Origin of the sequence: Streptomyces sp. NPDC051976, from assembly GCF_040680795.1 — a bacterium.
Classification (GTDB): Bacteria; Actinomycetota; Actinomycetes; order Streptomycetales; family Streptomycetaceae; genus Actinacidiphila.
The window spans coordinates 84,346-110,163 of the sequence record NZ_JBFAXL010000014.1 but is presented as its reverse complement, the minus strand read 5'-3'; the positions used below and the strand labels follow the sequence as shown (position 1 = coordinate 110,163).

Here is a 25,818-nt window from a genome sequence, read left to right as displayed (position 1 = left end):
TTGGGGACGATGAACCGATTCACGACGCCGTGGCGTGCCCTCGACCTGACCCGCTTTCCCGAGGACCCGCGCGAGCAGTTGCGGGCCTGGGACGCCGCCGACGAGTACCTGCTGCGGCACCTCGCCGAAGGGGGCGCCGACGGCCCGGTGGAGTTGGCCGGCACGGTCGTCGTGGTCGGTGACCGGTGGGGAGCGCTGGCGACAGCGCTGGCCGGGCACCGGCCCACCCAGATCTCCGACTCCTACCTCGCCCAGCAGGCCACCCGCGCCAATCTGCGGCGCAACGCGCCCGGTGAGGACGACGGCGTCACCCTGCTGTCCACCCGGGACACCCCGCCGGACCGGGTCGACGTGCTGCTGATCCGGGTACCCAAGAGCCTGGCGCTGCTGGAGGACCAGCTGCACCGGCTGGCGCCCGCGGTGCACGAGGGCACCGTCGTGATCGGCGCGGGCATGGTCACCGAGATCCACACCTCGACGCTCAACCTCTTCGAGCGGATCCTCGGCCCCACCCGCACCTCGCTGGCCGCCAAGAAGGCCCGGCTCATCTTCTGCGCCCCCTTCCCCGGCATCACCAGGACCCCCAGCCCCTGGCCGATCCGCTACGACCTCCCCGACGGCGTCGGCCCGGTCTCCGGCCGCACGGTCACCAACCACGCGGGCATCTTCTGCGCGGAGCGCCTCGACATCGGCACCCGCTTCCTGCTCCAGCACCTCCCGCACCGCGAGGGACCCGACCGGGTGATCGACCTCGGCTGCGGCAACGGCGTCGTGGGCACCGCAGCCGCCCTCGCCAACCCCGACTCCGAGGTGCTGTTCACCGACGAGTCGCACCAGGCCGTGGCCTCCGCCGAGGCCACCTTCCGCGCCAACGCCGAACCTGGCACCAAGGCGCGCTTCCTGGTGGCCGACGGACTGTCGGGCCTCCCGGCCGACAGCGCCGACCTCATCCTCAACAACCCGCCCTTCCACTCCCACCGGGCCACCACCGACACCACCGCGCGCCGGATGTTCACCGCCGCCCGGGCCACCCTGCGGCCCGGCGGCGAGCTCTGGGTCGTCGGCAACCGCCACCTCGGCTACCACCTGCGCCTGCGCCGCCTCTTCGGCGCCTGCGAAGTCGTCGCCTCCGACCCGAAGTTCGTCGTCCTGCGGGCGGTCAAGACGGGCGGTCAAGAGCCGACCGCGTGAAGTCGGTGCCCGTCCGGCGCTTCGGCCGCGGCCGAAAGGTGACGGGCCTAGGGTCGTCCGTATGACGCCGATGACGAGCGGGATGTCCTTTCACGACCTGCACCACCAGAGCGCGCCGCTGCTGCTGCCCAACGCGTGGGACGTGCCCTCGGCGCTGGCGTTCGCGCACGCCGGCTTCGCGGCGGTCGGGACCACGAGCTTCGGGGTGGCCTGCGCCGCGGGGCGTCCCGACGGCGTACGGGCGAGCGCGGAGCCGAACCTGCGGCTGGCCGCCGGCATGGCCCGGCTGGAGTGCCATGTGACGATGGACATCGAGGACGGGTACGCCGACGACCCCGAGCAGGTCGCCGACTACGCGGCCCGGCTGCCGGTGGCGGGGGTGAACATCGAGGACAGCACCGCGGAGCGGCTGATCCCGGCGCGGGCGCACGCGGCCAAGGTGGCGGCGGTCAAGCGGCGCTGCCCAGGGTTGTTCGTCAACGCCCGGGTCGACACCTACTGGCTGAAGGAGGACGCCACGGCCGAGGCGACGCTCGCCCGCGCGGCCGCGTACGTGGCGGCCGGGGCGGACGGCGTCTTCGTGCCCGGTGTCACCGACTCCGAGCTGATGCGGATCCTGGCGGCGGAGATCACGGTGCCGCTGAACGTACTGGCCGTTCCCGGCATGCCGTTGGCGGAGCTGGGCGCGCTCGGCGTACGCCGGGTCAGCACGGGCTCGCTGGCGTACCGCGCCGCGATGCACGCGGCCACGGAGGCCGCCGTCGCGATGCGTGACGGCGGGCCCGTACCCGCGGCGACGCCGTACGACGAACTCCAGGCGCGGCTGACCGGCTTCGTGGGCTGAGCGTTCTGGCGGGCTTCCCGGGCTTCCCGGTCAAGGCCGCGGTCAGGACGCCTCGACCGCCGCCTTGATGCGCCCGGCGAAGTCGTCCGCGTCCTTGCGCGCCGCGCTCAGGGCGAAGCCCACGACGAGCTTGCCGATGCCGTGGCCTTCGAGGTGGTTGAAGATCCGCACCCGGGTCTTCCCCTCGGGGGTCGCTTCGAGGTCGTAGCCGCCCTCGGTGACGGTGACCATGTTCTTCGACAGCTCTGTCCAGCGGATCCTGGTGGGGGAGACGAACTCGGTGATCCGGAACTCGCGGGTGGACTTCATCCCGGCGTCCTTGACGGTGCTCGCGTAGACGGTGCCGACCGCGGTCGGGCCGTCCGTCCGCTTCGCGATCTCCTGCACCCGCGGACTGAACTTGGGGTCGTTCTCGCCGTCGGCGAGGAAGGCGAAGACCTCCTCGATGGGGCGGTCGATCTCGGTTCTTCCCTCGAACTGGCCGGACATGGTCGCTCCTTCGTTCGCTCGCCCCCGTCTGGCGTGCGGGCATCGTCGCAGACGGGGTGCGGGCCGCGCAGGTGACTCGCCCGACGAGCGCGCCGGATCGCCGCCCCGGGCGCCCGGGCTTGCGGGCGCCCCGGCCTTCGACTCAGGGGAAGTACTGGCGGGGCGTCAGGCCCAGCGTGCGGTGGAAGGCGGCCACGAACGAACTGGCCGAGGCGTAGCCGACGCGGCGGGCCACGGACTCGACCGTGCGGCCCTCGGCGAGCAGCGGCATCGAGGCGCGCATCCGCAGCTGTTCGCGCCAGTGCCCGAAGCTCATGCCGGTCTCGGCGGTGAACAGCCGGGCCAGCGTACGGCCGCTGGTGCCCGCGACCGTGCCCCATGCGTCGAGGGTGCGGTTGTCCGTGGGATCGGCGGTGAGGCGCTCGGCGACCAGCAGGGCGCGGGGGTCCGCGGGCTCGGGGAGGGAGACGGTGCGGACGGTCAGGGGCGCGAGGAGGTCGAAGAGCACCGCCTCCGCCCGGCCGCGCGCGGGCGCCGGGAGCGACGGCAGGGCGAGGTGGTCGACGAGGTCGCGCAGCAGCGGGGTGACGGCCACCACCGTCGGCTCCGACCAGCTGACCGGGCACTCCCGCGGTGCCACGTACGGGCTGCGCATCACCGCGCCGCTGGTGGTGCCCGTCGAGTGCGGCACCCCGGCCGGCACCCACAGCGCCATGGTCGGCGGCAGCAGCCACGTACCGGCGTCGGTGCGGACGCTCAGCACGCCGGTGCGGGACCAGACCAGCTGGTGGACCGGGTGGCTGTGCTCGGGGAACCAGTGGCCGCGCGGCAGCGTGGAGCTGCCGACCACGATGGCCGTGGCCGGGGCGGGATGCGGCTGTCCTGTTCGCGACATCGGTTGGCAGCCTAGCCCGTGGCTGACACGCGGGCCCGGCCGTAGCGTCGGAGCATGCCGATGAACGCAGCGCACCAGAGACTGTGCAGTTCCGAGAAGTGGGCCAGGACGACCGAGGAGCAGATCCTGCCCTGGGCGCTGGAGGGCGTGGAGTTGGGCGACGACGTGCTCGAACTCGGGCCCGGCTACGGCGCGAACCTCCGCGTCCTGGTCGACCGGGTGCCCCGGCTGACGGCCCTGGAGATCGACGCCGACACCGTCGCACTGCTCCGGCGCGACTACGGCGACCGGGCCCGTGTCCTGCACGGCGACGCGGCGGCCATGGATCTGCCGGACGCCTCCTTCTCCGCCGTGGTCTGCTTCACGATGCTCCACCACGTGCCGACCGAGGCCCAGCAGGACCGGCTCTTCGCCGAGGCCTTCCGCGTGCTGCGCCCCGGCGGCGTCTTCGCGGGCAGCGACAGCCAGCCCAGCCTCCGCTTCCGCCTCCTGCACGTCGGCGACACCATGAACCCCGTCACCCCCGCCCACCTCCCCGCCCGCCTGACCGCGGCCGGCTTCACCGACGTCTCCGTCTCCCTGGGCCCCGAAGCCCGCCGCGTCCGCTTCCAGGCCCGCCGCCCCTGAAATCTTTGCATAAAAGTGCGGGTCGCCGTATAGTCATGCCATCGGCGAGGAGGGTTCGATGGTGGTGCGGGCGGCGGTTGCCGGGGCGAGTGGATATGCGGGCGGCGAGGTGCTGCGACTGCTTCTGGGGCATCCGGAGGTGGAGATCGGGGCGCTGACCGGGAACAGCAACGCCGGGCAGACGCTCGGCGGGCTGCAGCCGCATCTGCTGCCGCTGGCCGGACGGGTGCTGGAGCCGACCACCGCCGAGGTGCTCGCGGGGCATGACGTGGTGTTCCTCGCCCTGCCGCACGGGCAGTCCGCGGCGGTCGCCGAGCAGCTCGGGGACGAGGTGCTCGTGGTCGACATGGGCGCCGACTTCCGGCTGGCGGACGCCGCCGACTGGGAGAAGTTCTACGGCTCGCCGCACGCCGGCACATGGCCCTACGGCCTGCCCGAACTGCCGGGCGCCCGCGCCGCGTTGGAGGGGTCCAAGCGCGTCGCGGTGCCCGGTTGCTACCCCACGGCCGTCTCGCTCGCGCTCTTCCCCGCGTACGCCGCGGGCCTCGTCGAGCCGGAGGCCGTCATCACCGCCGCCTCCGGCACCTCGGGCGCGGGCAAGGCACCCAAGCCGCATCTGCTCGGCTCCGAGGTGATGGGGTCGATGACTCCGTACGGCGTCGGCGGCGGCCACCGGCACACCCCGGAGATCGTCCAGAACCTCAGCGCCGCGGCGGGCGAGCGCGTCAACGTGTCCTTCACCCCGACCCTCGCGCCGATGCCCCGCGGCATCCTCGCCACGTGCAGCGCCAAGGCCCGCCCCGGCGTCACCGGTCACGACCTGCGGGCCGCGTACGAGAAGGCGTTCGCCGACGAGCCGTTCGCGCACCTGCTGCCGGAGGGCCGGTGGCCGGCCACCGCCGCCGTCTACGGCTCCAACGCCGCGCAGATCCAGATCGCGTACGACGAGGCCACCCACCGGCTCATCGCGATCAGCGCCATCGACAACCTGGCCAAGGGCACCGCGGGCGGCGCCGTACAGAGCATGAACATCGCCCTCGGGCTCCCCGAGGCCACCGGACTTTCCACGATCGGAGTCGCACCGTGAGCGTGACGGCAGCCAAGGGATTCACGGCGGCGGGCATCGCCGCCGGGATCAAGGCGAACGGCAACCCCGACCTGGCCCTCGTGGTCAACACCGGGCCGCGCCGCGCCGCCGCGGGCGTCTTCACCTCCAACCGGGTGAAGGCCGCGCCGGTGCTCTGGTCGGAACAGGTCGTCAAGGGCGGCGCGGTGACCGCGGTCGTCCTCAACTCCGGTGGCGCCAACGCCTGTACGGGCCCGCAGGGGTTCCAGGACACACACGCCACCGCGGAGAAGGCGGCCGAACTCCTCGGCCACAGCGCCGGTGAGATCGCGGTCGCCTCCACCGGTCTGATCGGCCTGCCGCTGCCGATGGACAAGCTGCTGCCCGGTATCGAGCAGGCGGTCGGGGCGCTGTCCGAGCACGGCGGCGAGAAGGCCGCCATCGCCATCAAGACCACCGACACCGTGCACAAGACGGCGGTCGCCGGGGGCGCGAACTGGAGCGTCGGCGGCATGGCGAAGGGCGCGGGCATGCTCGCGCCGGGCCTGGCCACCATGCTGGTGGTGCTGACCACCGACGCCGACCTGGACGCGGCGACCCTCGACAAGGCGCTGCGGGACGCCACCCGGCAGACCTTCGACCGGGTCGACTCCGACGGCTGCATGTCCACCAACGACACCGTCCTGCTGCTCGCCTCGGGCGCGTCCGAAGTCGCCCCGGACTACGCCGAGTTCGCCGATGCCGTCCAGTCCGTCTGCGCCAACCTGGCCCGCCAGCTGATCGGCGACGCCGAGGGCGCGTCCAAGGACATCCGCGTCGAGGTGGTCAACGCCGCCTCCGAGGACGACGCCGTCGAGGTGGGACGCTCCATCGCCCGCAACAACCTGCTCAAGTGCGCGATCCACGGCGAGGACCCCAACTGGGGCCGGGTGCTGTCCGCGATCGGCACCACCCGGGCCGCCTTCGAGCCGGACCGGCTCAATGTCGCCATCAACGGCGTGTGGGTGTGCAGGAACGGCGCGGTCGGCGACGACCGCGACCTGGTCGACATGCGCTACCGGCAGGTCACCGTCACCGCCGACCTGGCCGCCGGAGACGCGTCCGCGGTGATCTGGACCAACGACCTCACCGCCGACTACGTCCACGAGAACAGCGCGTACAGCTCATGACGGCACGCAAGCACACCGCGCTGCCCAAGGCGCAGACCCTCATCGAGGCGCTGCCCTGGCTGACCCGGCACAACGGCAGGGTCGTCGTCATCAAGTTCGGCGGAAACGCCATGGTGGACGAGGAGTTGAAGGCCGCCTTCGCGCAGGACGTGGTCTTCCTGCGGCAGGCCGGGCTCAAGCCCGTCGTGGTGCACGGCGGCGGCCCGCAGATCAACGCGCAGCTCGACCGGCACGGCCTGGTCAGCGAGTTCAAGGCCGGGCTGCGGGTGACCACCCCCGAGGCGATGGACGTCGTACGGATGGTGCTCGCGGGCCAGGTGCAGCGCGAGCTGGTCGGGCTGCTCAACCAGCACGGCCCGCTCGCGATCGGCCTGACCGGCGAGGACGCGCACACCATCACCGCCGTCAAGCACTACCCGACGATCGAGGGCGAGTCCGTCGACATCGGCCGGGTCGGCGAGATCACCGCCATCGACACCGGCGCGATCGAGGCGCTGCTCAACGACGGCCGTATCCCGGTCATCTCCTCCATCGCCCGCTCGGCCGACGACCACCACGTCTACAACGTCAACGCCGACACCGCCGCCGCGGCGCTCGCCGCGGCCCTCGGCGCCGAAACGCTGATGGTCCTCACCGACGTGGAGGGCCTGTACGAGGACTGGCCGAACAGCGACGACGTGATCAGCAAGCTGACCGCCACCGAGCTGGAGAAGCTGCTGCCCGACCTGTCCAGCGGCATGGTGCCGAAGATGCGCGGCTGCCTCTTCGCCGTGCGCAACGGCGTCAACACCGCCCGGGTGATCGACGGGCGGGTCCAGCACTCGATCCTGCTGGAGATCTTCACCGACGAGGGCATCGGCACCATGGTCGTGCCCGACGACGACGCGAGCGGACAAGGGGGAGCGTCATGACCGCCAACCAGGACACCGCCAACCAGGAACTCGAACAGCGCTGGCAGCAGTCGATGATGGACAACTACGGCCTGCCGCGGCTGCCGTTGGTCCGCGGCGAGGGCGCCAGGTTCTGGGACGCCGACGGCACGGAGTACCTGGACTTCCTCGGCGGCATCGCGGTCAACGCGCTCGGCACCGGGCACCCCGCGGTCGTCGAGGCGGTGACCCGGCAGATCGCCTCGCTCGGCCATGTGTCGAACCTCTTCGTCGCCGAGCCGCCCGTCGCCCTCGCCGAGCGGCTGCTGCAGCTCTTCGGCCGCCCCGGCCGGGTGTTCTTCTCCAACTCCGGCGCCGAGGCCAACGAAGCGGCGTTCAAGATCGGCCGGTTGACCGGCCGCACCCACATGGTCGCCACCCAAGGCGCCTTCCACGGCCGGACGATGGGCTCGCTGGCGCTCACCGGACAGCCCAAGAAGCGGGCGGCGTTCGAGCCGCTGCCGGGCGACGTCACCCATGTGCCCTTCGGGGACACGGCCGCGCTGCGAGCGGCCGTCACCACCGACACCGCGCTGGTGGTGCTGGAACCGATCCAGGGCGAGAACGGCGTCGTCGTACCGCCCGCCGGCTATCTCGCGGCGGCCCGTGAGATCACCGCCGCCACCGGGACCCTGCTGGTGCTCGACGAGGTGCAGACCGGTGTCGGCCGCACCGGGCACTGGTTCGAGTGCCAGGCGCAGGGTGTCGAGCCCGATGTCGTCACGCTGGCCAAGGGCCTCGGCGGCGGTCTGCCGATCGGCGCCACGGTGGCCTTCGGCGCGGCGGCCGACCTGCTCACCCCCGGCGCGCACGGCACGACCTTCGGCGGCAACCCGGTCGCGTGCGCCGCCGCGCTCGCCGTCCTGGACACCCTCGCCGCCGACGGGATCCTGGAGAACGTCAAGCGGCAGGGCGAGAAGCTGCGGCGCGGCATCGAGGCCATCGGGCACCCTCTGGTCGATCATGTGCGCGGTGCGGGCCTCCTGCTGGGTATCGTGCTCACCGAGCCGCTGTCAGCGCAGATCCAGAAGGCGGCTCAGGACGCCGGTTTCCTGGTGAACGCCGCCGTGCCCGACACGGTACGGCTCGCGCCCCCGCTGATCGTCGGAGACGACGAGACGGACGCGCTCCTCCAGGCCCTGCCCGGCATCCTCGACCAGGTGCACCGGGCCTCCGGGGCCAGCCGACCCGGAGAACGACGGAGTTGACGCGACGATGACCGAGGCGCAGCAGCACAACGGCGGGCAGGCCGTACCGCAGACCCGCACCGCGCGGCACCGCAGGATCGTGGACATCCTGGGGCGGCAGCCGGTGCGGTCGCAGAGCCAGCTCGCCAAGCTGCTCGCCGACGACGGGCTGAGTGTCACCCAGGCGACGCTCTCCCGCGACCTCGACGAACTCGGCGCGGTCAAGATCCGTACCAACGACGGCGAGTTGATCTACGCCGTCCCCTCCGAGGGCGGTTTCCGCACCCCGCAGGCGCCGCTCGGCGAATCCGTCAAGGAGGAGCGGATGCGGCGCCTGGCGGCCGAACTGCTCATCTCCGCCGAGGCGTCGGCGAATCTGGTGGTGATCCGCACCCCGCCCGGCGCCGCGCAGTTCCTCGCCTCCGCCATCGACCAGGCCGAGGTCTACGACATCCTCGGCACCATCGCGGGCGACGACACGGTGATGCTGATCAGCCGTGACCCCTCCGGCGGCCAGAAGCTCGCCGACCACCTCCTGCGCCTGGCCCAGGGCGCCGTCTGACGCCCCGCTCCGCGGGCTCCCAGGACATCCCCTCGCCCCCGGTCCGCCGCGCGGCGGCGGGGTCCTCGCGCGCGCGGCCCCCGCGCCGGGTCTCGCGCATCGCACACACCCCCGCCGGAGGCGGTTTGTCCCTCTTTCGTCACCCCGCCGGAGGCGACTCGCACCCGGCCTGAGCTGCTGCGTTGACGTTTCATACAGAGGAGTGCATACTTATACCTATCAGCGTATGCATCGTAAGGAGAGACTCGTGACCGAGCGCGTCGTACTCGCCTACTCCGGCGGACTTGACACGTCCGTCGCCATCGGCTGGATCGCCGAGGAGACCGGCGCCGACGTCATCGCGGTGGCGGTGGACGTCGGCCAGGGCGGCGAGGACCTGGACGTGATCCGCAAGCGCGCGCTCGCCTGCGGTGCGGTCGAGGCCGAAGTCGCCGACGCCAAGGACGAGTTCGCCGACGAGTACTGCCTCCCGGCCGTCAAGGCCAACGCGCTCTACATGGACCGCTACCCGCTGGTCTCCGCGCTGTCCCGGCCCGCCATCGTCAAGCACCTGGTGGCCGCCGCACGCAAGCACGGCGCCTCGACCGTCGCCCACGGCTGCACCGGCAAGGGCAACGACCAGGTGCGGTTCGAAGCCGGAATCTCCTCGCTCGCCCCCGACCTGACGTGCATCGCCCCGGTCCGCGACTACGCGATGACCCGGGACAAGGCGATCGCCTTCTGCGAGGCGAAGAACCTCCCGATCGCGACCTCCAAGAAGTCCCCGTACTCCATCGACCAGAACGTCTTCGGGCGGGCCGTCGAGACCGGCTTCCTGGAGGACATCTGGAACGCGCCGATCGAGGACGTCTACGAGTACACCGCGAACCCGGCCACGCCCCGGGAGGCCGACGAGGTCGTCATCTCCTTCCGGGCCGGCGTGCCCGTCGCGATCGACGGCCGTCCCGTCACCGTGCTGCAGGCCATCCAGCAGCTCAACGCACGGGCCGGCGCCCAGGGCGTCGGCCGGATCGACATGGTCGAGGACCGGCTGGTCGGCATCAAGTCCCGGGAGATCTACGAGGCCCCCGGCGCGATCGCGCTGATCACCGCCCACCAGGAACTGGAGAACGTCACCGTGGAGCGTGAACTCGCCCGCTACAAGCGGCAGGTGGAGCAGCGGTGGGGTGAGATGGTCTACGACGGGCTGTGGTTCTCACCGCTCAAGAAGGCGCTCGACGGCTTCATCGAGGAGGCCAACCAGTACGTGACCGGCGACGTCCGGATGGTGCTGCACGGCGGCCGCGCCGTGGTGAACGGCCGGCGCTCCGAGACCTCGCTCTACGATTTCAACCTGGCCACGTACGACACCGGCGACACCTTCGACCAGTCGCTGTCCAAGGGCTTCATCGAGATCTTCGGCATGTCCAGCAAGATCGCCGCGAAGCGGGAGCTCGCCAAGTGAGCGCCGAGCAGCGGGGCGGCAAGCTCTGGGGCGGCCGGTTCGCCGACGGTCCGTCGGCCGCGCTGGAGAAGCTCAGCGCCTCCGTCCACTTCGACTTCCGGCTGGCTCCCTACGACATCGCGGGCTCCAAGGCGCACGCCCGGGCACTGCACACCGCGGGACTGCTCACCGCCGACGAGCTGGAGCGGATGACCGCCGGGCTCGACGCGCTCGCCGCCGACGTGGCCGCCGGGGAGTTCACCGGCACCATCGCCGACGAGGACGTGCACACCGCCCTGGAGCGCGGCCTGGTGGAGCGGCTCGGCCCCGAACTCGGCGGCAAGCTGCGGGCGGGCCGGTCCCGCAACGACCAGATCGCCACCCTCTTCCGGATGTACCTGCGGGACCACGCGCGGATCATCGGCGGCCTGATCGCCGAACTGCAGGACGCGCTGGTCGGCCTGGCGAAGGCGCACCCGGAGGTGGCCATGCCCGGCCGCACCCACCTCCAGCACGCCCAGCCGGTGCTGTTCGCCCACCATGTGCTGGCCCATGTCCAGTCGCTGTCCCGGGACGCGGAGCGGCTGCGGCAGTGGGACGAGCGGACCGCGTTCTCGCCCTACGGCTCCGGCGCGCTGGCCGGATCCTCCCTCGGGCTCGACCCGGAGGCCGTCGCCAGGGACCTCGGCTTCGACCGCGGCTCGGTCGGCAACTCCATCGACGGCACGGCCTCCCGTGACTTCGTCGCCGAGTTCGCCTTCGTCACGGCGATGATCGGGGTCAACCTGTCGCGGATCGCCGAGGAGATCATCATCTGGAACACGAAGGAGTTCTCCTTCGTGACGCTGCACGACGCCTTCTCCACCGGCTCGTCGATCATGCCGCAGAAGAAGAACCCGGACATCGCGGAGCTGGCGCGCGGCAAGTCCGGACGGCTGATCGGCAATCTGACCGGGCTGATGGCCACCCTCAAGGCGCTGCCGCTGGCGTACAACCGCGACCTCCAGGAGGACAAGGAGCCGGTCTTCGACTCCTGCGACCAACTGGAGGTGCTGCTCCCGGCGTTCACCGGGATGATGGCGACGCTCACCGTGCACGGCGACCGGATGGCGGAGCTGGCCCCGGCCGGGTTCTCGCTGGCCACCGACATCGCCGAGTGGCTGGTCCGGCAGGGCGTGCCCTTCCGGGTCGCCCACGAGGTCGCGGGGGAGTGCGTGAAGACCTGCGAGGCGGAGGGCATCGAGCTCGACCAGCTCACCGACGAGCAGTTCGCGAAGATCTCCGCCCACCTCACACCCGAGGTCCGCGGGGTGCTCAATGTGTCCGGCGCGCTGGCCTCGCGCAGCGGCCGCGGAGGCACCGCGCCCAGCGCCGTCGCCGTCCAGCTCGCCGAGGTCGAGGCCGACCTGCTGGTCCAGCACACCTGGGCCGCGGCCCGGGAGCCGCTCGCCGGCTGACACACCGGACCCGGTGCCTGGGACGTCCCGGGCCCGCCCGCCCCCCTCCGCCCGCCGCGAAGCCCCGCGGCGGGCGGAGCGGTGTGCGGGAGCGGGAGGAGAACGGCGTACGGGGTCAGGCCGCCTTGGCCTTGGTGGCGTAGATGTCGACGTACTCCTGGCCGCCGAGGCGCATGACCTCGCTCATCACCTCGTCGGTGACGGCACGCAGCACATAGCGGTCGCGGTCCATGCCCTCGTAGCGGGCGAAGGTCAGCGGGTCACCGAAGCGGATGGTGACCGGGGCGATCCGCGGCACGCCCTTGCCGCCGGGCTGCACCTTGTCGGTGCCGACCATCGCGAACGGCACCACGGGAGCCCCGGTCATCAGCGCGAGACGGGCGACGCCGGTACGGCCGCGGTACAGCCGGCCGTCGGGGGAGCGGGTGCCCTCGGGGTAGATGCCGAAGATCTTGCCCTCGTCCAGAATGCGGCGCCCGGTCATCAGCGCCGCGACCCCTCCGTGGCCGCCGTCCCGGTCGACCGGGATCATGCCGCAGGAGGTGAAGAACCACGCCATCAGACGGCCCTTGAGGCCCTTGCTGGTGACGTACTCGTCCTTGCCGATGAAGTAGACCTGGCGGTCCACCACGAGCGACAGGAACATCGAGTCGACGAAGGTGACGTGGTTCCCGGCCAGGATCACCGGCCCCTGCCCCGGGATCGCGTCCAGCCCCTCGACCCGCGGGCGGTACAGGACGCGCATCAGCACTCCGAGAATCGCCTTGAGCACGCTGCGGGACAACAGACCCTCCGGTTCGCATCGGGCACGGCCGTCCGGCCGCACATGAGGACGATACTTCCGCGCACGGGCTCGGCGCACGCCGGGTTCACACGCTTGCCATCCGGTGTTGAGCCGTGTTGGCGATGCGTTTCGGCCGATGACCTCCCCGCGCAACGTGCCAGGGCGACGATGCGCACATGACGGATGACCAGCACAAGAGCGGACCCGGCAGGCGCACCATGCTCTCCGCGGCGGCACTCGGCGCCGGCGGCGCGGTGCTCGGCGCGGCCGGTACGGCACGGGCGGCGACACCGGCACAGGGGACAGCGGCGCAGGCGGCACCGGCGGCCGGCCGCGGCGGCGCGCACCGGCTGCCGTTCCCGGCCGTGATCGGCCACCGGGGATCGGCGGGCTACCGCCCGGAACACACTTTCGGCTCCTACGAGTACGCGCTGGAGATCGGCGCGGACGTCGTCGAACAGGACCTCGTACCGACCAGGGACGGGCACCTGGTGTGCCGCCACGAACCGGAGATCGGCGGCACCACCGACGTCGCGGACCACCCCGAGTTCGCGAACCGCAGGACGACGAAGACCGTCGACGGCGTGGCCACCACCGGCTGGTTCACCACCGACTTCACCCTCGCGGAGCTGAAGACGCTGCGCGCGGTGGAGCGCCTCCCGGCGGTCCGGCAGCGCAACACCATCTACAACGGCCGCTGGGAGGTCCCCACCTTCGACGAGGTGCTGGCCTGGGCCGATCGGGAGGGCCGCAGGCGCGGCCGCCCGGTCTGGCTGCACACCGAGACCAAGCACCCCACCCTCTTCCGCCAGATGGGCCTGCCGCTGGAGGAGCGGCTGACGGCACTGCTCAAGCGGTACGGCAGGCACCGCGCGGACGCCCCGCAGTTCCTGGAGTCCTTCGAGGCGCAGAGCCTGCAGCGGCTCGGCCGGCTGGGCGTGGCCGCCCCGAAGATCTTCCTGCTGTCCGGGCTCACCTCGCAGCCCTGGGACTTCGTGGTCTCCGGCGACAAGCGGACCGTGGCCGACCTGGTCACCCCGGCCGGGCTGAAGTGGACCGCGTCCTTCGCCCAGGGCATCGGCCCGACCACCGACCTGATCATCCCGCACGACGCCTCGGGCAAGCTGCTGGAGCCGACCACCCTGGTCGCCGACGCCCACCGGGAGGGCCTGGTGCTGCACCCGTACACGGCGCGCAACGAGAACCAGTTCCTGCCCGCGGACTACCGGGTGGGCACCGACCCCAACGCGTACGGCGATCCGCTGGCGTCCTTCGCGAGGTGGTTCGCCACCGGTATCGACGGGCTGTTCACCGACAACGCCGACACCGCTGTACTGGCCCGCGAGGACTATTGGAACAGCGCCACACGATGAGGTGACACACCATGTGGTGAACGGGGCCGCGCCGGGCAACCGTCCGGCGCGGCCCCGTCGTGCCAGGCGGTATGCAGATGTCCATGCGCTCACCCGACCAGGAAGACCCGTTCGCGCCGCTGCGGCCGCTGCTGGCGGCGGAGGCCGCCGCGGAGGCGTCGCCCGGCGGCGGAATCGAGGCCGCCGACCTCGAACAGGCCGTCTGGCTGCGGCTGCTGGAGCTGGGCGGCCCGCCGCCCGAGCCGGACCGCTGGCTGCGCCGGGCGGTCAGGGCGGAGGTCCGCGGGCACGCCCGGCGGCTGCGCTGCGAACGGCCGTACGACGACCCGGACCGGGCCGGACCGCCCACGGCCGGCCGCGGCGTCGAGGACCAGGTGCTGGCGGACGAGCAGCGGCGTGCGGTGCGGGCGGCGGTACGCCGGCTGCCGGGCCGGTGCCCCGAGGTCGTGACGGCCCTGATGTCCCGTTCCGACCCCACTTACCGGGAAATCTCCCGCGAGTTGGGAATCTCACAGGGGAGCCTCGGGCCCCTCAGGTCGCGCTGTCTCGGCTGTCTTCGAACGATCCTGAATTCGAGGGTTGGATCCCCGGGGGGACGGGGTAATGCACGGTAAACAGTCAGCGGCAGTGGGCACCCTTGGCACGCTCGGACGTGTCTGAGGCGGGTGGCGCGCAGGCGGTACCCCATCGGAGTGTTTGTGCGATCATCGGCGCCACGGAGGCGGCGCATATCCGCACCAACTCCGCTCAGGCACTCGTCCCGGGCGCACACCCACCCTCAAACTGCCCGGACGGATTCGAAGGGGAGGCCTGCGCGCATGGGCATGAGCGTGACCATCTCTACGGCAGAGCACAGCGATGCCGAGAAGATCCTCAAACTCCAGTACCTCTGCTACCAGAGCGAGGCTGAGCTCTACGGCGACTACAGCATCGAACCGCTCACCCAGACCCTGGACGAGCTGCGGGCCGAACTCGCCGGGGGGTGCGTCCTGGTGGCGCGGCTCGGCGAGGAGGTCGTCGGCTCGGTGCGCGGCGTCGTCGACCCCGACGGCACCGCGCGGATCGGGAAACTCATAGTCCACCCGCGGCTGCAGCGGCACGGTCTCGGCGGCCGGCTGCTCAGCGCCGTCGAGGACCGGCTCGCGGCGGAGGAGGAGGCCAAGCGGTACCGGCTCTTCACCGGCCACCGCAGCCAGGTCAATCTGCGGATGTACCGCAAGCTCGGCTACGAGCAGGTGGGCGCCGCGCAGCCGGTCAGCCGCCGGCTCAGCCTGGTGACCATGGAGAAGGCCGCCGCGACCGCGGGCTACGCCGCGACCGCCTAGAACAGCTAGCTCTCGGTGCCGGTCCGCTGTGGCTGCTGCTGTCCCGCCTCACGGGCGGCCCGCCGCAGCCACAGCAGACCGGCGACCGGAAGTGCCAGCGGCAGGAAGACATAGCCGACCCCGAAGTCCGACCAGACCGTCGCGTCGGGGAAGGCCGAGGAGTCCACCACGGTCAGCGTGCCGACCGTGAGCACACCGATCAGCTCCGCCGAGCAGCACACCAGCGCCACCTTGCGGGCCGCCTCCCCGCCCCGCCACAGCGCGTAGGTGATCACCGCGTAGACCACACCGGCCACACCCGACAGGACGTACGCCAGCGGCGCCTCGTGGTACTTGGTGCTGAGCTGCACGATCGACCGGGACAGCGCGGCCACGGTGAAGACCGCGTAGAGGGACAGCAGCAGCCGCCCGGGCCCGTGGCCGATCCGTACCTCCGGCGCGTCCTCGGCGCCCTTCGGGTCCTGTGTCCGCTCAGCCATTGCCGCCTCCCCAGATCTCGTTCAGCCGCAGCTCCAGCACGGCAAGGATCACCCCGCCCGCCGCCACGATCGCCGAGCCCCACCGGGTGCGTTCGGCGAGGGACATGAAGGCCGCCGCCGGAATCGTGCAGACCGCGCCCACCAGATAGGCGAGGAAGACCACCATGCCCTGGTCGGGCCGCTCGCCGCGGGAGAGCTGGACGACGGAGATCACCAGCTGGACCAGCGTGGCCAGGGTGACCACGGCCATCCCGATGAAGTGCCAGTCGTTGGTCGGTTCGTCACGGCGTGCGGCGAGACCGCACCACGCCGCGAGCAGCAGCGCCGTGACCGAGACCGTGATGAGTACCGCGTCGAGCATGCGGCGACTCTATTACGCGGTGTGACCCCCCGATCTCCCCACCCCCACCGGCCGCCGGCACCGGCCCAGGACAGGGATTGTGTCCGCATAGTGAACTATCCGACCGGAATTCGGAACTCGTCCGCTTGTCTGCTTTACTGGGGCACATGACCACGACGAACAGCCGCTGCCGCGCGACCGAGGCGACCACGCCCGGTGTTCGTTGTATGTGTCGAATGTGTGACTGACCGAGGCTGACGAGCGGCGTCCCCGAGACGGCCGCCCCCCGCGTCACGACACCGCCGGCAGAGCGCCCCGCGCGCCGCCGGCCCCTCAGAAGCCCGCTTGGGCTCCGTCGTGCCGCGTGCCCCGAAGAACCCCGTGTGCGGTGGTGTGCCCGCCGTACGCACGACAGTGACGGAACACCCCTGTGATCACCACCACGGACCTGAGGAAGGTCTACCGCTCGCGCGACCGCGAGGTCACCGCCCTGGACGGGGTGGACCTGCATGTACGCGAAGGCGAGGTCTACGGCGTCGTGGGCCGCAGCGGCGCCGGCAAGAGCACCCTCATCCGCTGCGTCAACCTGCTCGAACGCCCCACCTCCGGCACCGTCGAGGTGGCCGGCCGCGACCTCACGGCGCTGGCGGGCCGCTCCGACCGGGCGCCCGCCGCGCTGCGCGCCGCCCGCGCCGGCATCGGCATGGTCTTCCAGCACTTCAACCTGCTGTCCTCGCGCACCGTGCGGGACAACGTGGAGCTGCCGCTGGAGATCCTCGGCGTCTCCGGCCGCGAGCGCACCCGCAAGGCGGGCGAGCTGCTCGACCTGGTCGGCCTGTCCGACAAGGCCCGGGCGTACCCCGCCCAGCTCTCCGGCGGCCAGAAGCAGCGCGTCGGCATCGCCCGCGCGCTGGCGGGCGACCCCAAGGTGCTGCTCTCCGACGAGGCCACCTCCGCGCTCGACCCGGAGACCACCCGCTCCGTGCTGAGCCTGCTGCGCGACCTCAACCGGCAGCTCGGCCTGACCGTACTGCTGATCACGCACGAGATGGACGTGGTCAAGGCCGTCTGCGACTCGGCGGCACTCATGAAAGGCGGACGTGTCGTGGAATCCGGCACCGTGGCGGAACTGCTGGCCACCCCCGGCTCCGAACTGGCCGAGGAGCTCTTCCCCGTCGGCGGGCAGCCGTCGGGCCCCGACCGTACGGTCGTCGACCTCACCTTCCACGGCGAGAGCGCGACCCGGCCAGTGATCTCCCAGCTGGCGCGGACGTACAACGTGGACATCTCCATCCTCGGCGCCGCCATGGAGACCTACGACGGACGGCAGATCGGCCGGATGCGGATCGAACTGCCGGGCCGCTTCGAGGACAACGTGGTGCCGATCGGCTTCCTGCGCGAGCAGGGCCTCGACGTGGCGGTCGCCGACGTCGCCGCCGAGGGGGCCGCGAAGTGACCTGGTCGCAGATGCACCCGCTGCTCACCCAGGCCCTCGGCGACACCCTGCGGATGGTCGCGTGGTCGACGCTGGTCTCGGTCGCCGTCGGGCTCCCGCTCGGCCTGCTGCTGGTCCTCACCGACCACGGCGGGCTGCTGCGCAACCTGCTGGTCAACCGGGTGCTGGGCGTCGTGGTGAACGTCGGCAGGTCGCTGCCGTTCGTCATCTTGATGATCGCGCTGATGTCCTTCACCCGCATGATCGTCGGCACCACCATCGGCTGGCAGGCCGCAGTCGTACCGCTCGCCGTCGGCGCCGTGCCGTTCTTCGCCCGGCTGGTCGAGACCGCGGTGCGCGAGGTCGACCACGGACTCGTCGAGGCAGTCCAGGCGATGGGCGGCAGCACCTGGACGGTGGTCCGCAAGGTGCTGCTGCCGGAGTCGCTGGCCGCACTGATCGCGAGCGTCACCACCACCGTCATCGCGCTGATCGGCTACTCGGCGATGGCCGGGGTGGTCGGTGGCGGCGGCCTCGGCGACCTGGCGCTGCGCTACGGCTACCAGCGCTTCGAGACCGGCTTCATGTGGGTCATCGTCGCGGTGCTGGTGGTCCTGGTGACCGCCGTCCAACTCCTGGGCGACACCGCCGCCCGCGCGGTCTCCCGCCGCGGCCGCTCCGGCGCCGCACCCCGGCTGCGCCTGCTGCGCCCGGCGGCGGCCGCCTCCTGAGCCCCTGGCTGGGCTCTCCTCACGCTTTCTTCCGAGTGGCCCCGCGGCGTTGCGGGGCGGAACCATCCAGCAGCACACCCAAGAAAGAGGCACTTTTCGTGCGTAACACCATCAAAATCACCGCCGCCGTCCTCGCCGTGGGCACGCTCTCGCTCGGACTGGCCGCCTGCGGCGGCTCCGACTCCGGGACGCGCTCCGACGGCAGCGGCAAGGAGGCGAACGGCCCGCTGGTCGTCGCCGCCAGCCCCACCCCGCACGCCCAGATCCTGGACTACGTGCGCGACCACCTGGCGAAGAAGGCCGGACTCGACCTCCAGGTCAAGGAGTTCTCGGACTACGTGCTGCCCAACACCGCCACCGAGCAGGGCCAGGTCGGCGCCAACTTCTTCCAGCACAAGCCGTATCTCGACGACTTCAACAAGAAGAACGGCACCCACATCGTGCCCGTTGTCGACGTCGAACTGGAGCCGCTCGGCGTCTACTCGCACAAGATCACCTCGCTCGGCGCCCTGCGGGACGGCGACAGCGTCGCCGTACCCAACGACACCACCAACGAGGCCCGCGCGCTGAAGCTGCTCGCCGACAACGGCCTGGTCACCCTGCGGTCGGGCACCGACCAGACCGCGACCCCCGCCGATGTCACCGCCAACCCCCGGCACCTGAAGTTCAAGGAGCTGGAGGCGGCGCAGCTGCCGCGTTCGCTGGACGACGTCGACGCCGCGGTGATCAACGGCAACTACGCCATCGAGGGCCACCTCGACCCCACCAAGGACGCGCTCGCGCTGGAGAAGGCCGCCGGGAACCCGTACGCCAACTTCCTGGCCGTGAAGAAGGGCCAGGAGAACGACCCGCGGGTGCTGAAGCTGGCCAAACTGCTCAACTCGCCCGAGGTGCGCGCCTACATCGAGCACACCTTCAAGGGTGCGGTGATCCCGGCGTTCGGCGCCCCGGCCGCCTGACCGGCCCGCACCACCCGGGCATGTGCACGGCTGAGCGTCCGGCGGGACGCTCAGCCGTGCCGCGTCCAGTACACGTCCGTCATGTACGGCATCTCGATCGCACCGCTGACCCTGGTCGCGTCGTGCGCGCCGAGCACCGCCTCCACCTCGGCCCGCACGCGCGCCTGCGCCGGTGCGTCGAGAACGGCTATGTGGCTCGACGACATCATGCGCTCGACGATGTCCGCCACCGTGGTGGAGTGCGGATTGGGCCAGTGCCGCTCCTCGATCGGGCCCCACCCGGGACGTGCTTCGAAGCCCTTGCGCCAGTGCGCGCTCGGGTCCGGCTCGCCCAGCCCGGTCGCCAGCGGCGGGCTCGGCAGGTCGCGCGGCGCCAGCCGGAAGTAGATGTCCTGGAAGTCGCGCATCCACGGCACCGAGGTGTCGAAGGTGTTCCACACCAGCACCAGCGCGCCGCCCGGCCGCAGCAGCCGCTCCACCTCGGCGAGCGCCGCCGCCTCCTCGAACCAGTGCCAGGACTGCGCCGCCACCACCGCGTCCGCGCAGCCGTCCGGCAGCCCGCTCGCCTCCGCCGTGCCCGCGTTCACCGCCACACCGGGCAGCAGCTCCGCCAGCCGCTCGCGCATCTCCTTGACCGGCTCGACCGCCAGCACCTCGGCCCCGGTCAGCGCCAGGAGCCGGGTGAACTTGCCGGTCCCCGCCCCGAGGTCGACGACGGTGCGCCCCGCCTCCAGGGGCAGGGCGTCAGCCAGCGCGGCGAGCGCGGCGAGCGGATAGGAGGGCCGGGAGGACTCATAGACCCCCGCGGCCCGCTGATAGCCGACTCCTGCTGCGTGGTGCACTGTCACGCGGGCTGACGGTAGCAGGATCGGATGACGAGCACGGATACCCTCCCTGACCGGCATTCGCCCTACTCTGGAAGGGCGTTCGCCGCCGCGCGCCCCCACAGCCGCCGCGGCGACCCTGCCCGGCGTGTGCCGCGCGCGATGCTGCATGCTGTGCAATCCACACATGCCCTGGTTACGGAGCAGCGAATGACGCCCACCTTTCCGGACATCTCGATCAGTACGGAGCGGCTGGTGCTGCGCGCGTACGAGGAGGCAGACATCCCCGCCCTCGCGGAGATGATGAACGACGAGATGGTCACCGCGTGGACGGGCGTACCGCAGCCCTACACCGACGAGGACGCCCGGGAGTTCATCACCAGAACCGCGCCCGCCGAACGCGCCGAGGGCCGCGGGATCGTGCTGGCCGTCACCGAGTTCCTCACCCAGCGGCTGGTCGGCACCGTCCATCTGCAGAACACCAACTGGCGCATCCGCGGCACCGAGGTCGGCTACATGACCGCGGCCTGGGCACGCGGCGAGGGCTACGCCAGCGAGTCGGTGCTCGCCGTCTGCCACTGGCTCTTCGACGACCGCCGTTTCGAGCGGCTGGAGCTGCGCACCGCCGCCGACAACACCGCGTCCCAGCAGGTGGCGCAGAAGATCGGCTGTGTCAGCGAGGGCGTGCTGCGCAACGCCGGGATCGTCCGCACCCAGACCGAGGACGGCCACTGGGCCGAGATCCGCACCGACCTGCTGGTGTGGAGCCTGCTGCCCGAGGACCTCGACGGGCTGTCCGGCCGCTCCAGCGGTGACGAGGACTACGCGCACTTCGCCGACTGGGCCTGACCGCCCCCCGCCACGCCGCCCCCGCCCGGGTTAGGGTTCTTCCCCCGGGAGCGTGCCGCCGTGCCGCGCCCGGATCCCCACGATCCGCACACGCCATGGAGGCAGACGACGATGGCCGACCGGGTCACCGTGATCGGGTGGGACGGCTCGCCTCCGTCCGAGGCCGCCCGTGCCGCGCTCAACGCCGCCACCCTCGTCGCGGGCACCAGACACCATCTCGCCCTGCCGTACGTACCCGAGCACGCCGAGCGCATCGTCCTCGGCAGCATCGACATCGCCGCCCGGCGGATCGCCAAGCACCGCGGCACCGCGGTGGTGCTGGCCGACGGCGACCCCGGATTCTTCGGCAGCGTCCGCGCGCTGCGCGCCCCCGAGCACGGCCTGGAGATCGAGGTGGTCCCCGCCGTCTCCGCCGTGTCGACCGCCTTCGCCCGGGCCGGGATGCCCTGGGACGACGCCCGGGTGGTCGTCGCCACCAGCCGTACGCTGCGCCGCGCGGTGAACGTGTGCCGTGCCTATCCGAAGGTCGCCGTCCTCACCGCGCCCGGCGCCGGCCCCGCGGAACTCGCCCTGCTGCTGACCGGGGTGCACCGCACCTTCGTCATCTGCGAGGCGCTCGGCACCGAGCAGGAAGAGGTGACAGTTCTCACCTCCGACAAGGTCGCCGACCACATCTGGCGCGATCCCAACGTGGTGCTGGTCGTCGGAGGCACTCCTTCCGCCGCCGGCGCGGCCGGGCTGGGGGTCACTCCGGGTGAGCGCGGCGGCGGCTGGATCGCGGGCCGGGATCCCGGATTCCCCGGTCTGGTCCGCGGCTGGGCGCTGCCGTCGTCCGAGTACGGCGGCGGCACCTCCGCGCAGGTACGCGCTTTCCAACTCGCCCGGCTGGGGCCGCGCACCGGCGACCTGGTGTGGGACATCGGCGCGGCCGACGGCTCGCTCGCCGTCGAGGCGGCCCGTTTCGGCGCCGCCGTCATCGCCGTCGACGCCGACGCGGACGCCTGCGACTGGATCACCGTGACCGCACGCAGGACCGGCGTCCAACTCCAGGTGGTGCACGGCACCGCGCCCCAGGCCCTGGAGGACCTCCCGGAGCCCGACGTGATCAGGATCGGCTACGCCGACGCGGAGGTGACGGCCGCCTGCGCCGCCCGCCGCCCCGAGCGGATCGTGGCCGCGGCGATCACCCGCGACGACGCCGAGGCGGTCACCAGGGCGCTGGAGGAAGGCGGTTACGACGTCGAACGCGCCCTGCTGCAGTCCGTCGAACTGGATTCCGAATGGGCGGAACGGGAACGCACGGTGACCTTCGTGCTCTGCGGCACTCGACGCTGACCTGTGCATGATCACAGATAGCCGTGTGACGGGTGTTTTCGCCGGTCGCGGCGGTGTGTTCGAGATCCCTTCGAAGGGCGTCCCGAGGTGCGGACCACGGGGCGAACGGGACGACCGGGCGGGGTAGGCTGGCGGATCGTTGTGCCGTCGTCGTGCGTTGACGGGTCGTCGAGGATTGCGGCGCCCGGCGCCGACGTGCCGCATCCCATGCACGCTCGTTCTTAGCTGTGGGGGTTGGGCCGCGCTCGGCGCAGCGCTGGAAGGAGCGAAACCGATGGGCGAGGGGCACGCATGACGGACACCGGTCAGATCCCCGGCGAGGGGCTACCGGAGAACGCGGTCGGGGAAGCGGTTCTCCCGCCGCACTCCGAGCTTCCCGGAAATGCCGTACCGCAACCGTCCGCTCCCGGCTGGGGAACGGATCCGCTGACCGCGCAGGCCGAACCGGCGTACACCTTCCTCGACCACCCCGCCGCCCCCGGCGCGGGGATCGACGACGAGGACGACGTGCTGCTGATGCCCGGCCCGCAGGCGACCTGGAGCGACCCGCAGCCGGTGCCGCCGCAGGCACCCGTGCCGCCGGCCGCCGACGCGCACGCCGCGGGCGGCCGCGACTCGGGCTCCATCGACTACGCCGCCGTGCTGCCGCCGATGAACGGCGACCTGCCGCCCGGCGCGGTCCCCGGCGTGACGCACCCCGGCGCCCCCGCCGACGCGCAGGCGCCGTCGGCGCAGAGCGGTGAACCGGCGGGGGAGCAGGCCGCGGACCCGTCCGCCGCCGTCCCGCAGCAGCCGTCCTCCGCCGTGTCCCAGCCGTCCGGCGCGCAGTCCGTGGCGCCGCGCCGCCCGCTGCACATGGGCCCGCCGATCACCGACACCCCCAGCGGTGGAGTCTCCGTACGCTCGCTCGCCGACCGCGGTCCCGCGCACGCCCACACGCCCGCCCCGACCCCGGTGGCGACGCCGGTACGGTCCGACGGGCCGCCCACCGCGGGCCCCGAGTACCTCGACGTGCCGCAGGACGACGTCTCCGGCATCCCCGCGCAGCAGACCGGCGACGCGGGCGACCCCGCGGTGGCCGTGCCCGGCAGCGCGTGGCCCGCGGCCCCGTCCGTGTCGCAGCAGTCGCTGATCCCGCACGCCGACAGCGGTGCGATCCCGGCGCAGTCCGCGGGCCCCGCGGACAGCGGGCAGATGCCCGCCGCCGTCGTGGCACCCGCCGTGCCGGTCGACGCGGTGATCCCCGCGCAGCCGGTGGCCGTGGAGCAGATCGCGGTCCCCGCGTCCGCGCCCGTGGCGGTGCAGCCCCCGGCGCCCGCCGCGGATGCCGCTCCGGCGCCCGTCGCTGAAGCCGTTCCCGCTCCCGCCGCGGAGGCCGCGCCCACGCCCGTACCGGCTCCCGAAGCCGTGGCCGCGGTGGCCGAGCCCGAGCCCCAGCCGGAGCCCGCTCCCGAACCCGCGCCCGTGGCCGTCGTCGCCCCGCAGGCCCCGCAGCCCGCGGAGCCGGTGCAGGAGCCGGTGCCCGCTCCCGCCCCCGCGGCCCAACCGGCCCCGGAGACGGCACCGTTGGAGGCGGCCCTGGTCGCCGCGGTCCCGGTCGAGCTCGACGGCCCCGCCGCGGACGAGACGGCCGAAGCCGCCGTAGCCGCCGCACCCGAAGCCGTGGAGCCCGCCGCCGTACCCGAACCGGCGGCCGAGGCGGTCACCGAGGCGGAGCCGCCGCGACTGGGGGCGGCGGAGGCGTACGAACCGTCGGTGCGCGACGCCGTGCACCGGGTCATCCGCGAGCGCCGCGACATCCGCAACGGCTTCCGCTCCGACCCCATCCCGCACGACGTGCTGCTGCGCGTGCTGGAGGCGGCGCACACCGCGCCCAGCGTCGGGCACTCGCAGCCGTGGGACTTCGTGGTCATCCGCTCGGAGAAGACCCGCGAGAAGATGCACGAACTGGCCATGCAGCAGCGGGAGGCGTACGCCAAGTCGCTGCCGAAGGGCCGGGCGCGGCAGTTCCGCGAGCTGAAGATCGAGGCGATCCTCGACACTCCGGTCAACATCGTGGTCACCGCCGACTCCACCCGCGGCGGCCGCCACACCCTCGGCCGGCACACCCAGCCGCAGATGGCGCCGTACTCCTCCGCGCTCGCGGTGGAGAACCTCTGGCTCGCCGCCCGCGCCGAGGGCCTGGGCGTCGGCTGGGTCAGCTTCTTCGACGAGCGCCAGATGGTCGAGGAGCTCGGCCTGCCCGAGCACCTGGAGGTCGTCGCCTACCTGTGCGTCGGGTACGTCGACGAGTTCCCCGAGGAGCCCGAGCTGATGCAGGCGGGCTGGTCGCAGCGGCGGCCGCTGTCCTGGGTCGTGCACGACGAGGAGTACGGCAACCGTGCGCTGCCCGGCGAGGAGCCGCACGACCTGCTGGAGGAGACGCTGCGCGGCATCCGCCCGCTGGACGCCAAGGCGCTCGGCGAGGCGTGGGAGCGGCAGAAGCGGATGACCAAGCCGGCCGGTGCGCTGGGCATGCTGGAGATCATCTCCGCGCAGCTCAGCGGGTTGTCGCGGCAGTGCCCGCCGCCGATCCCGGAGCCCGCGGCCGTCGCGATCTTCGCGGGCGACCACGGGGTGCACGCCCAGGGTGTCACCGCCTGGCCGCAGGAGGTCACCGGCCAGATGGTGGCCAACTTCCTCGGCGGCGGCGCGGTCTGCAACGCGTTCGCCAACCAGGTCGGCGCCGAGGTCTGCGTCATCGACGTGGGTGTCGCCTCCGAACTGCCCAGCACCCCGGGGCTGCTGCCGCGCAAGGTGCGGTTCGGCACCGACGACTTCACCGTCGGCCCCGCGATGACCCGCGAGGACGTGCTGCGGGCCATCGAGGTCGGCATCGAGACGGCCCGCGACCTGGTCGCGGCGGGCAACAAGGCGCTGCTCACCGGTGAGATGGGCATCGCCAACACCACCACGTCCGCCGCGCTGATCGCCGTCTTCACCGGGGTCGACGCGGCCGAGGTCACCGGGCGCGGCACCGGCATCAACGACGAGATGCACGCGCGCAAGGTGGACGTGGTCCGCCGGGCGCTCGAACTGCACCGGCCGGACCCCGCGGACCCGATCGGCGTCATGACGATGATCGGCGGGCTCGAACACGCCGCCATGGTGGGCCTGCTGCTGGGCGCTGCCGCGCTGCGGACCCCGGTCATCCTCGACGGTGTCAGCGCGGGCGCCGCCGCGCTCGTCGCCCGGGCGATCGCGCCCGAGGTGCTGGCGGCTTGCATCGCCGGTCACCGCAGCGCCGAGCCCGGGCACGTCGCCGCCCTCACCACCCTCGGCCTGCGGCCCCTGGTCGACCTTGACCTCCGCCTCGGCGAGGGCACCGGCGCCCTCCTGGCCCTCCCCCTCGTCCAGAGCGCCGCCCGCGTCATGCACGAGGTAGCCACCTTCGACGCCGCCGGCGTCACAGAAAAGGCCTAACCGGCCCGGTCGTCACGGGGAGTGGGGTGCGGTCACCGTGCCCCACTCCCCGCGCACCACTCTCCGCCGCCGCGGCGGGACGC

Annotated in this window: 25 protein-coding genes; 19 read left to right on the top strand and 6 right to left on the bottom strand. The window is 72.4% G+C overall.

Translation table 11 applies throughout. From position 1 onward, the window contains the following. Nucleotides 1-9: 9 nt before the first annotated feature. Both AB0M29_RS17190 and AB0M29_RS17185 read left to right on the top strand, forming a co-directional pair. Complete coding sequence (locus AB0M29_RS17190) at nucleotides 10-1,191, top strand: methyltransferase (protein ID WP_365383291.1); 1,182 nt, start codon at nucleotides 10-12, stop codon at nucleotides 1,189-1,191. 61 nt (nucleotides 1,192-1,252) lie between these two features. After that, nucleotides 1,253-2,035, top strand: a complete 783-nt coding sequence (locus AB0M29_RS17185) for an isocitrate lyase/phosphoenolpyruvate mutase family protein (RefSeq protein ID WP_365383290.1) — start codon at nucleotides 1,253-1,255, stop codon at nucleotides 2,033-2,035. Between the two features lie 42 nt (nucleotides 2,036-2,077). On the opposite strand, the gene AB0M29_RS17180 is transcribed toward AB0M29_RS17185, so the two are convergent. Together AB0M29_RS17180 and AB0M29_RS17175 are read right to left on the bottom strand one after the other, a co-directional pair. Then, nucleotides 2,078-2,524 carry an SRPBCC family protein gene (locus tag AB0M29_RS17180; protein ID WP_365383288.1) on the bottom strand — a complete coding sequence of 149 codons (447 nt, stop codon included), beginning with the start codon at nucleotides 2,522-2,524 and terminating at the stop codon, nucleotides 2,078-2,080. Nucleotides 2,525-2,666: 142 nt separating this feature from the next. After that, the gene (locus tag AB0M29_RS17175) at nucleotides 2,667-3,419 is read right to left on the bottom strand and encodes a helix-turn-helix transcriptional regulator (RefSeq protein WP_365383287.1); all 753 of its coding nucleotides are present in this window, start codon (nucleotides 3,417-3,419) and stop codon (nucleotides 2,667-2,669) included. A gap of 54 nt (nucleotides 3,420-3,473) precedes the next feature. Here AB0M29_RS17175 and AB0M29_RS17170 point away from each other — a divergent pair, with 54 nt between their 5' ends. The 8 genes from AB0M29_RS17170 to argH all read left to right on the top strand — a co-directional run bounded on the left by AB0M29_RS17170 (nucleotide 3,474) and on the right by argH (nucleotide 11,839). Beyond that, nucleotides 3,474-4,046, top strand: a complete 573-nt coding sequence (locus AB0M29_RS17170) for a class I SAM-dependent methyltransferase (RefSeq protein WP_365383285.1) — start codon at nucleotides 3,474-3,476, stop codon at nucleotides 4,044-4,046. 58 nt (nucleotides 4,047-4,104) lie between these two features. Continuing rightward, nucleotides 4,105-5,133, top strand: coding sequence for an N-acetyl-gamma-glutamyl-phosphate reductase (gene argC / locus AB0M29_RS17165; RefSeq protein WP_365383283.1), 1,029 nt, complete (start codon nucleotides 4,105-4,107; stop codon nucleotides 5,131-5,133). Then, complete coding sequence (gene argJ, locus AB0M29_RS17160; RefSeq protein WP_365383282.1) at nucleotides 5,130-6,281, top strand: bifunctional glutamate N-acetyltransferase/amino-acid acetyltransferase ArgJ; 1,152 nt, start codon at nucleotides 5,130-5,132, stop codon at nucleotides 6,279-6,281. Before argC ends, argJ begins: the two co-directional genes overlap by 4 nt. Continuing rightward, the gene (gene argB / locus AB0M29_RS17155) at nucleotides 6,278-7,192 is read left to right on the top strand and encodes an acetylglutamate kinase (protein ID WP_365383280.1); all 915 of its coding nucleotides are present in this window, start codon (nucleotides 6,278-6,280) and stop codon (nucleotides 7,190-7,192) included. The genes argJ and argB overlap by 4 nt, the downstream gene beginning before the upstream one ends. Beyond that, entirely contained in the window at nucleotides 7,189-8,418 is a 1,230-nt protein-coding gene (locus AB0M29_RS17150) for an acetylornithine transaminase (protein WP_365383278.1), read from the top strand. The genes argB and AB0M29_RS17150 overlap by 4 nt, the downstream gene beginning before the upstream one ends. Before the next feature lie 7 nt (nucleotides 8,419-8,425). After that, nucleotides 8,426-8,959 carry an arginine repressor gene (locus AB0M29_RS17145; RefSeq protein WP_365383276.1) on the top strand — a complete coding sequence of 178 codons (534 nt, stop codon included), beginning with the start codon at nucleotides 8,426-8,428 and terminating at the stop codon, nucleotides 8,957-8,959. Nucleotides 8,960-9,206: 247 nt separating this feature from the next. Then, a complete protein-coding gene (locus tag AB0M29_RS17140) occupies nucleotides 9,207-10,403 on the top strand; it encodes an argininosuccinate synthase (RefSeq protein WP_365383274.1) in 1,197 nt (398 codons plus the stop codon). Continuing rightward, a complete protein-coding gene (gene argH, locus AB0M29_RS17135) occupies nucleotides 10,400-11,839 on the top strand; it encodes an argininosuccinate lyase (protein WP_365383272.1) in 1,440 nt (479 codons plus the stop codon). The genes AB0M29_RS17140 and argH overlap by 4 nt, the downstream gene beginning before the upstream one ends. Nucleotides 11,840-11,954: 115 nt before the next feature. On the opposite strand, the gene AB0M29_RS17130 is transcribed toward argH, so the two are convergent. Continuing rightward, nucleotides 11,955-12,623, bottom strand: coding sequence for a lysophospholipid acyltransferase family protein (locus AB0M29_RS17130; RefSeq protein WP_365383270.1), 669 nt, complete (start codon nucleotides 12,621-12,623; stop codon nucleotides 11,955-11,957). Nucleotides 12,624-12,799: 176 nt separating this feature from the next. On the opposite strand from AB0M29_RS17130, the gene AB0M29_RS17125 reads away from it, so the two are divergent. From AB0M29_RS17125 to AB0M29_RS17115, 3 genes are all read left to right on the top strand, one after another. Beyond that, entirely contained in the window at nucleotides 12,800-13,996 is a 1,197-nt protein-coding gene (locus tag AB0M29_RS17125) for a glycerophosphodiester phosphodiesterase (RefSeq protein ID WP_365383268.1), read from the top strand. Between the two features lie 83 nt (nucleotides 13,997-14,079). Then, nucleotides 14,080-14,610: a sigma-70 family RNA polymerase sigma factor gene (locus AB0M29_RS17120; RefSeq protein WP_365383266.1), complete on the top strand. Its 531-nt coding sequence runs from the start codon at nucleotides 14,080-14,082 to the stop codon at nucleotides 14,608-14,610. Between the two features lie 204 nt (nucleotides 14,611-14,814). Continuing rightward, nucleotides 14,815-15,321, top strand: a complete 507-nt coding sequence (locus tag AB0M29_RS17115) for a GNAT family N-acetyltransferase (RefSeq protein ID WP_365383264.1) — start codon at nucleotides 14,815-14,817, stop codon at nucleotides 15,319-15,321. 5 nt (nucleotides 15,322-15,326) lie between these two features. Here AB0M29_RS17115 and AB0M29_RS17110 read toward each other — a convergent pair whose 3' ends face one another. Together AB0M29_RS17110 and AB0M29_RS17105 are read right to left on the bottom strand one after the other, a co-directional pair. Then, on the bottom strand, nucleotides 15,327-15,800 hold the full coding sequence (locus tag AB0M29_RS17110; protein WP_365383262.1) for a hypothetical protein: 474 nt from the start codon (nucleotides 15,798-15,800) through the stop codon (nucleotides 15,327-15,329). Then, nucleotides 15,793-16,161 carry a hypothetical protein gene (locus AB0M29_RS17105; RefSeq protein WP_365383260.1) on the bottom strand — a complete coding sequence of 123 codons (369 nt, stop codon included), beginning with the start codon at nucleotides 16,159-16,161 and terminating at the stop codon, nucleotides 15,793-15,795. The genes AB0M29_RS17110 and AB0M29_RS17105 overlap by 8 nt, the downstream gene beginning before the upstream one ends. A gap of 409 nt (nucleotides 16,162-16,570) precedes the next feature. On the opposite strand from AB0M29_RS17105, the gene AB0M29_RS17100 reads away from it, so the two are divergent. The 3 genes from AB0M29_RS17100 to AB0M29_RS17090 all read left to right on the top strand — a co-directional run bounded on the left by AB0M29_RS17100 (nucleotide 16,571) and on the right by AB0M29_RS17090 (nucleotide 19,265). Further along, nucleotides 16,571-17,596: an ATP-binding cassette domain-containing protein gene (locus tag AB0M29_RS17100; protein ID WP_365383258.1), complete on the top strand. Its 1,026-nt coding sequence runs from the start codon at nucleotides 16,571-16,573 to the stop codon at nucleotides 17,594-17,596. Further along, nucleotides 17,593-18,306 carry a methionine ABC transporter permease gene (locus AB0M29_RS17095; protein ID WP_365383256.1) on the top strand — a complete coding sequence of 238 codons (714 nt, stop codon included), beginning with the start codon at nucleotides 17,593-17,595 and terminating at the stop codon, nucleotides 18,304-18,306. Before AB0M29_RS17100 ends, AB0M29_RS17095 begins: the two co-directional genes overlap by 4 nt. A 98-nt stretch (nucleotides 18,307-18,404) precedes the next feature. Continuing rightward, nucleotides 18,405-19,265, top strand: a complete 861-nt coding sequence (locus AB0M29_RS17090) for a MetQ/NlpA family ABC transporter substrate-binding protein (protein WP_365383254.1) — start codon at nucleotides 18,405-18,407, stop codon at nucleotides 19,263-19,265. A gap of 50 nt (nucleotides 19,266-19,315) precedes the next feature. Here the strand turns inward: AB0M29_RS17090 and AB0M29_RS17085 are convergent, their stop codons facing one another. Continuing rightward, entirely contained in the window at nucleotides 19,316-20,113 is a 798-nt protein-coding gene (locus AB0M29_RS17085) for a class I SAM-dependent methyltransferase (RefSeq protein ID WP_365383252.1), read from the bottom strand. A 186-nt stretch (nucleotides 20,114-20,299) separates the two neighbouring features. Here AB0M29_RS17085 and AB0M29_RS17080 point away from each other — a divergent pair, with 186 nt between their 5' ends. The 3 genes from AB0M29_RS17080 to cobT all read left to right on the top strand — a co-directional run bounded on the left by AB0M29_RS17080 (nucleotide 20,300) and on the right by cobT (nucleotide 25,735). Further along, nucleotides 20,300-20,938: a GNAT family N-acetyltransferase gene (locus AB0M29_RS17080; protein ID WP_365383250.1), complete on the top strand. Its 639-nt coding sequence runs from the start codon at nucleotides 20,300-20,302 to the stop codon at nucleotides 20,936-20,938. A gap of 111 nt (nucleotides 20,939-21,049) precedes the next feature. After that, entirely contained in the window at nucleotides 21,050-22,273 is a 1,224-nt protein-coding gene (gene cbiE / locus AB0M29_RS17075) for a precorrin-6y C5,15-methyltransferase (decarboxylating) subunit CbiE (protein ID WP_365383248.1), read from the top strand. A 291-nt stretch (nucleotides 22,274-22,564) separates the two neighbouring features. Beyond that, on the top strand, nucleotides 22,565-25,735 hold the full coding sequence (cobT, locus tag AB0M29_RS17070) for a nicotinate-nucleotide--dimethylbenzimidazole phosphoribosyltransferase (RefSeq protein WP_365383246.1): 3,171 nt from the start codon (nucleotides 22,565-22,567) through the stop codon (nucleotides 25,733-25,735). The last annotated feature ends 83 nt before the right edge of the window (nucleotides 25,736-25,818 follow it).

Coding starts and splice junctions, on each gene's coding strand:
- cobT (WP_365383246.1), top strand. CDS start 22,565: ATGACGGACACCGGTCAGATCCCCGGCGAGGGGCTACCGGAGAACGCG.
- AB0M29_RS17180 (WP_365383288.1), bottom strand. CDS start 2,524: ATGTCCGGCCAGTTCGAGGGAAGAACCGAGATCGACCGCCCCATCGAG.
- argC (WP_365383283.1), top strand. CDS start 4,105: ATGGTGGTGCGGGCGGCGGTTGCCGGGGCGAGTGGATATGCGGGCGGC.
- AB0M29_RS17110 (WP_365383262.1), bottom strand. CDS start 15,800: ATGGCTGAGCGGACACAGGACCCGAAGGGCGCCGAGGACGCGCCGGAG.
- AB0M29_RS17105 (WP_365383260.1), bottom strand. CDS start 16,161: ATGCTCGACGCGGTACTCATCACGGTCTCGGTCACGGCGCTGCTGCTC.
- AB0M29_RS17185 (WP_365383290.1), top strand. CDS start 1,253: ATGACGCCGATGACGAGCGGGATGTCCTTTCACGACCTGCACCACCAG.
- argB (WP_365383280.1), top strand. CDS start 6,278: ATGACGGCACGCAAGCACACCGCGCTGCCCAAGGCGCAGACCCTCATC.
- AB0M29_RS17080 (WP_365383250.1), top strand. CDS start 20,300: ATGACGCCCACCTTTCCGGACATCTCGATCAGTACGGAGCGGCTGGTG.
- AB0M29_RS17150 (WP_365383278.1), top strand. CDS start 7,189: ATGACCGCCAACCAGGACACCGCCAACCAGGAACTCGAACAGCGCTGG.
- AB0M29_RS17145 (WP_365383276.1), top strand. CDS start 8,426: ATGACCGAGGCGCAGCAGCACAACGGCGGGCAGGCCGTACCGCAGACC.
- AB0M29_RS17125 (WP_365383268.1), top strand. CDS start 12,800: ATGACGGATGACCAGCACAAGAGCGGACCCGGCAGGCGCACCATGCTC.
- AB0M29_RS17190 (WP_365383291.1), top strand. CDS start 10: ATGAACCGATTCACGACGCCGTGGCGTGCCCTCGACCTGACCCGCTTT.
- AB0M29_RS17170 (WP_365383285.1), top strand. CDS start 3,474: ATGCCGATGAACGCAGCGCACCAGAGACTGTGCAGTTCCGAGAAGTGG.
- cbiE (WP_365383248.1), top strand. CDS start 21,050: ATGGCCGACCGGGTCACCGTGATCGGGTGGGACGGCTCGCCTCCGTCC.
- AB0M29_RS17115 (WP_365383264.1), top strand. CDS start 14,815: ATGGGCATGAGCGTGACCATCTCTACGGCAGAGCACAGCGATGCCGAG.
- AB0M29_RS17120 (WP_365383266.1), top strand. CDS start 14,080: ATGCGCTCACCCGACCAGGAAGACCCGTTCGCGCCGCTGCGGCCGCTG.
- AB0M29_RS17175 (WP_365383287.1), bottom strand. CDS start 3,419: ATGTCGCGAACAGGACAGCCGCATCCCGCCCCGGCCACGGCCATCGTG.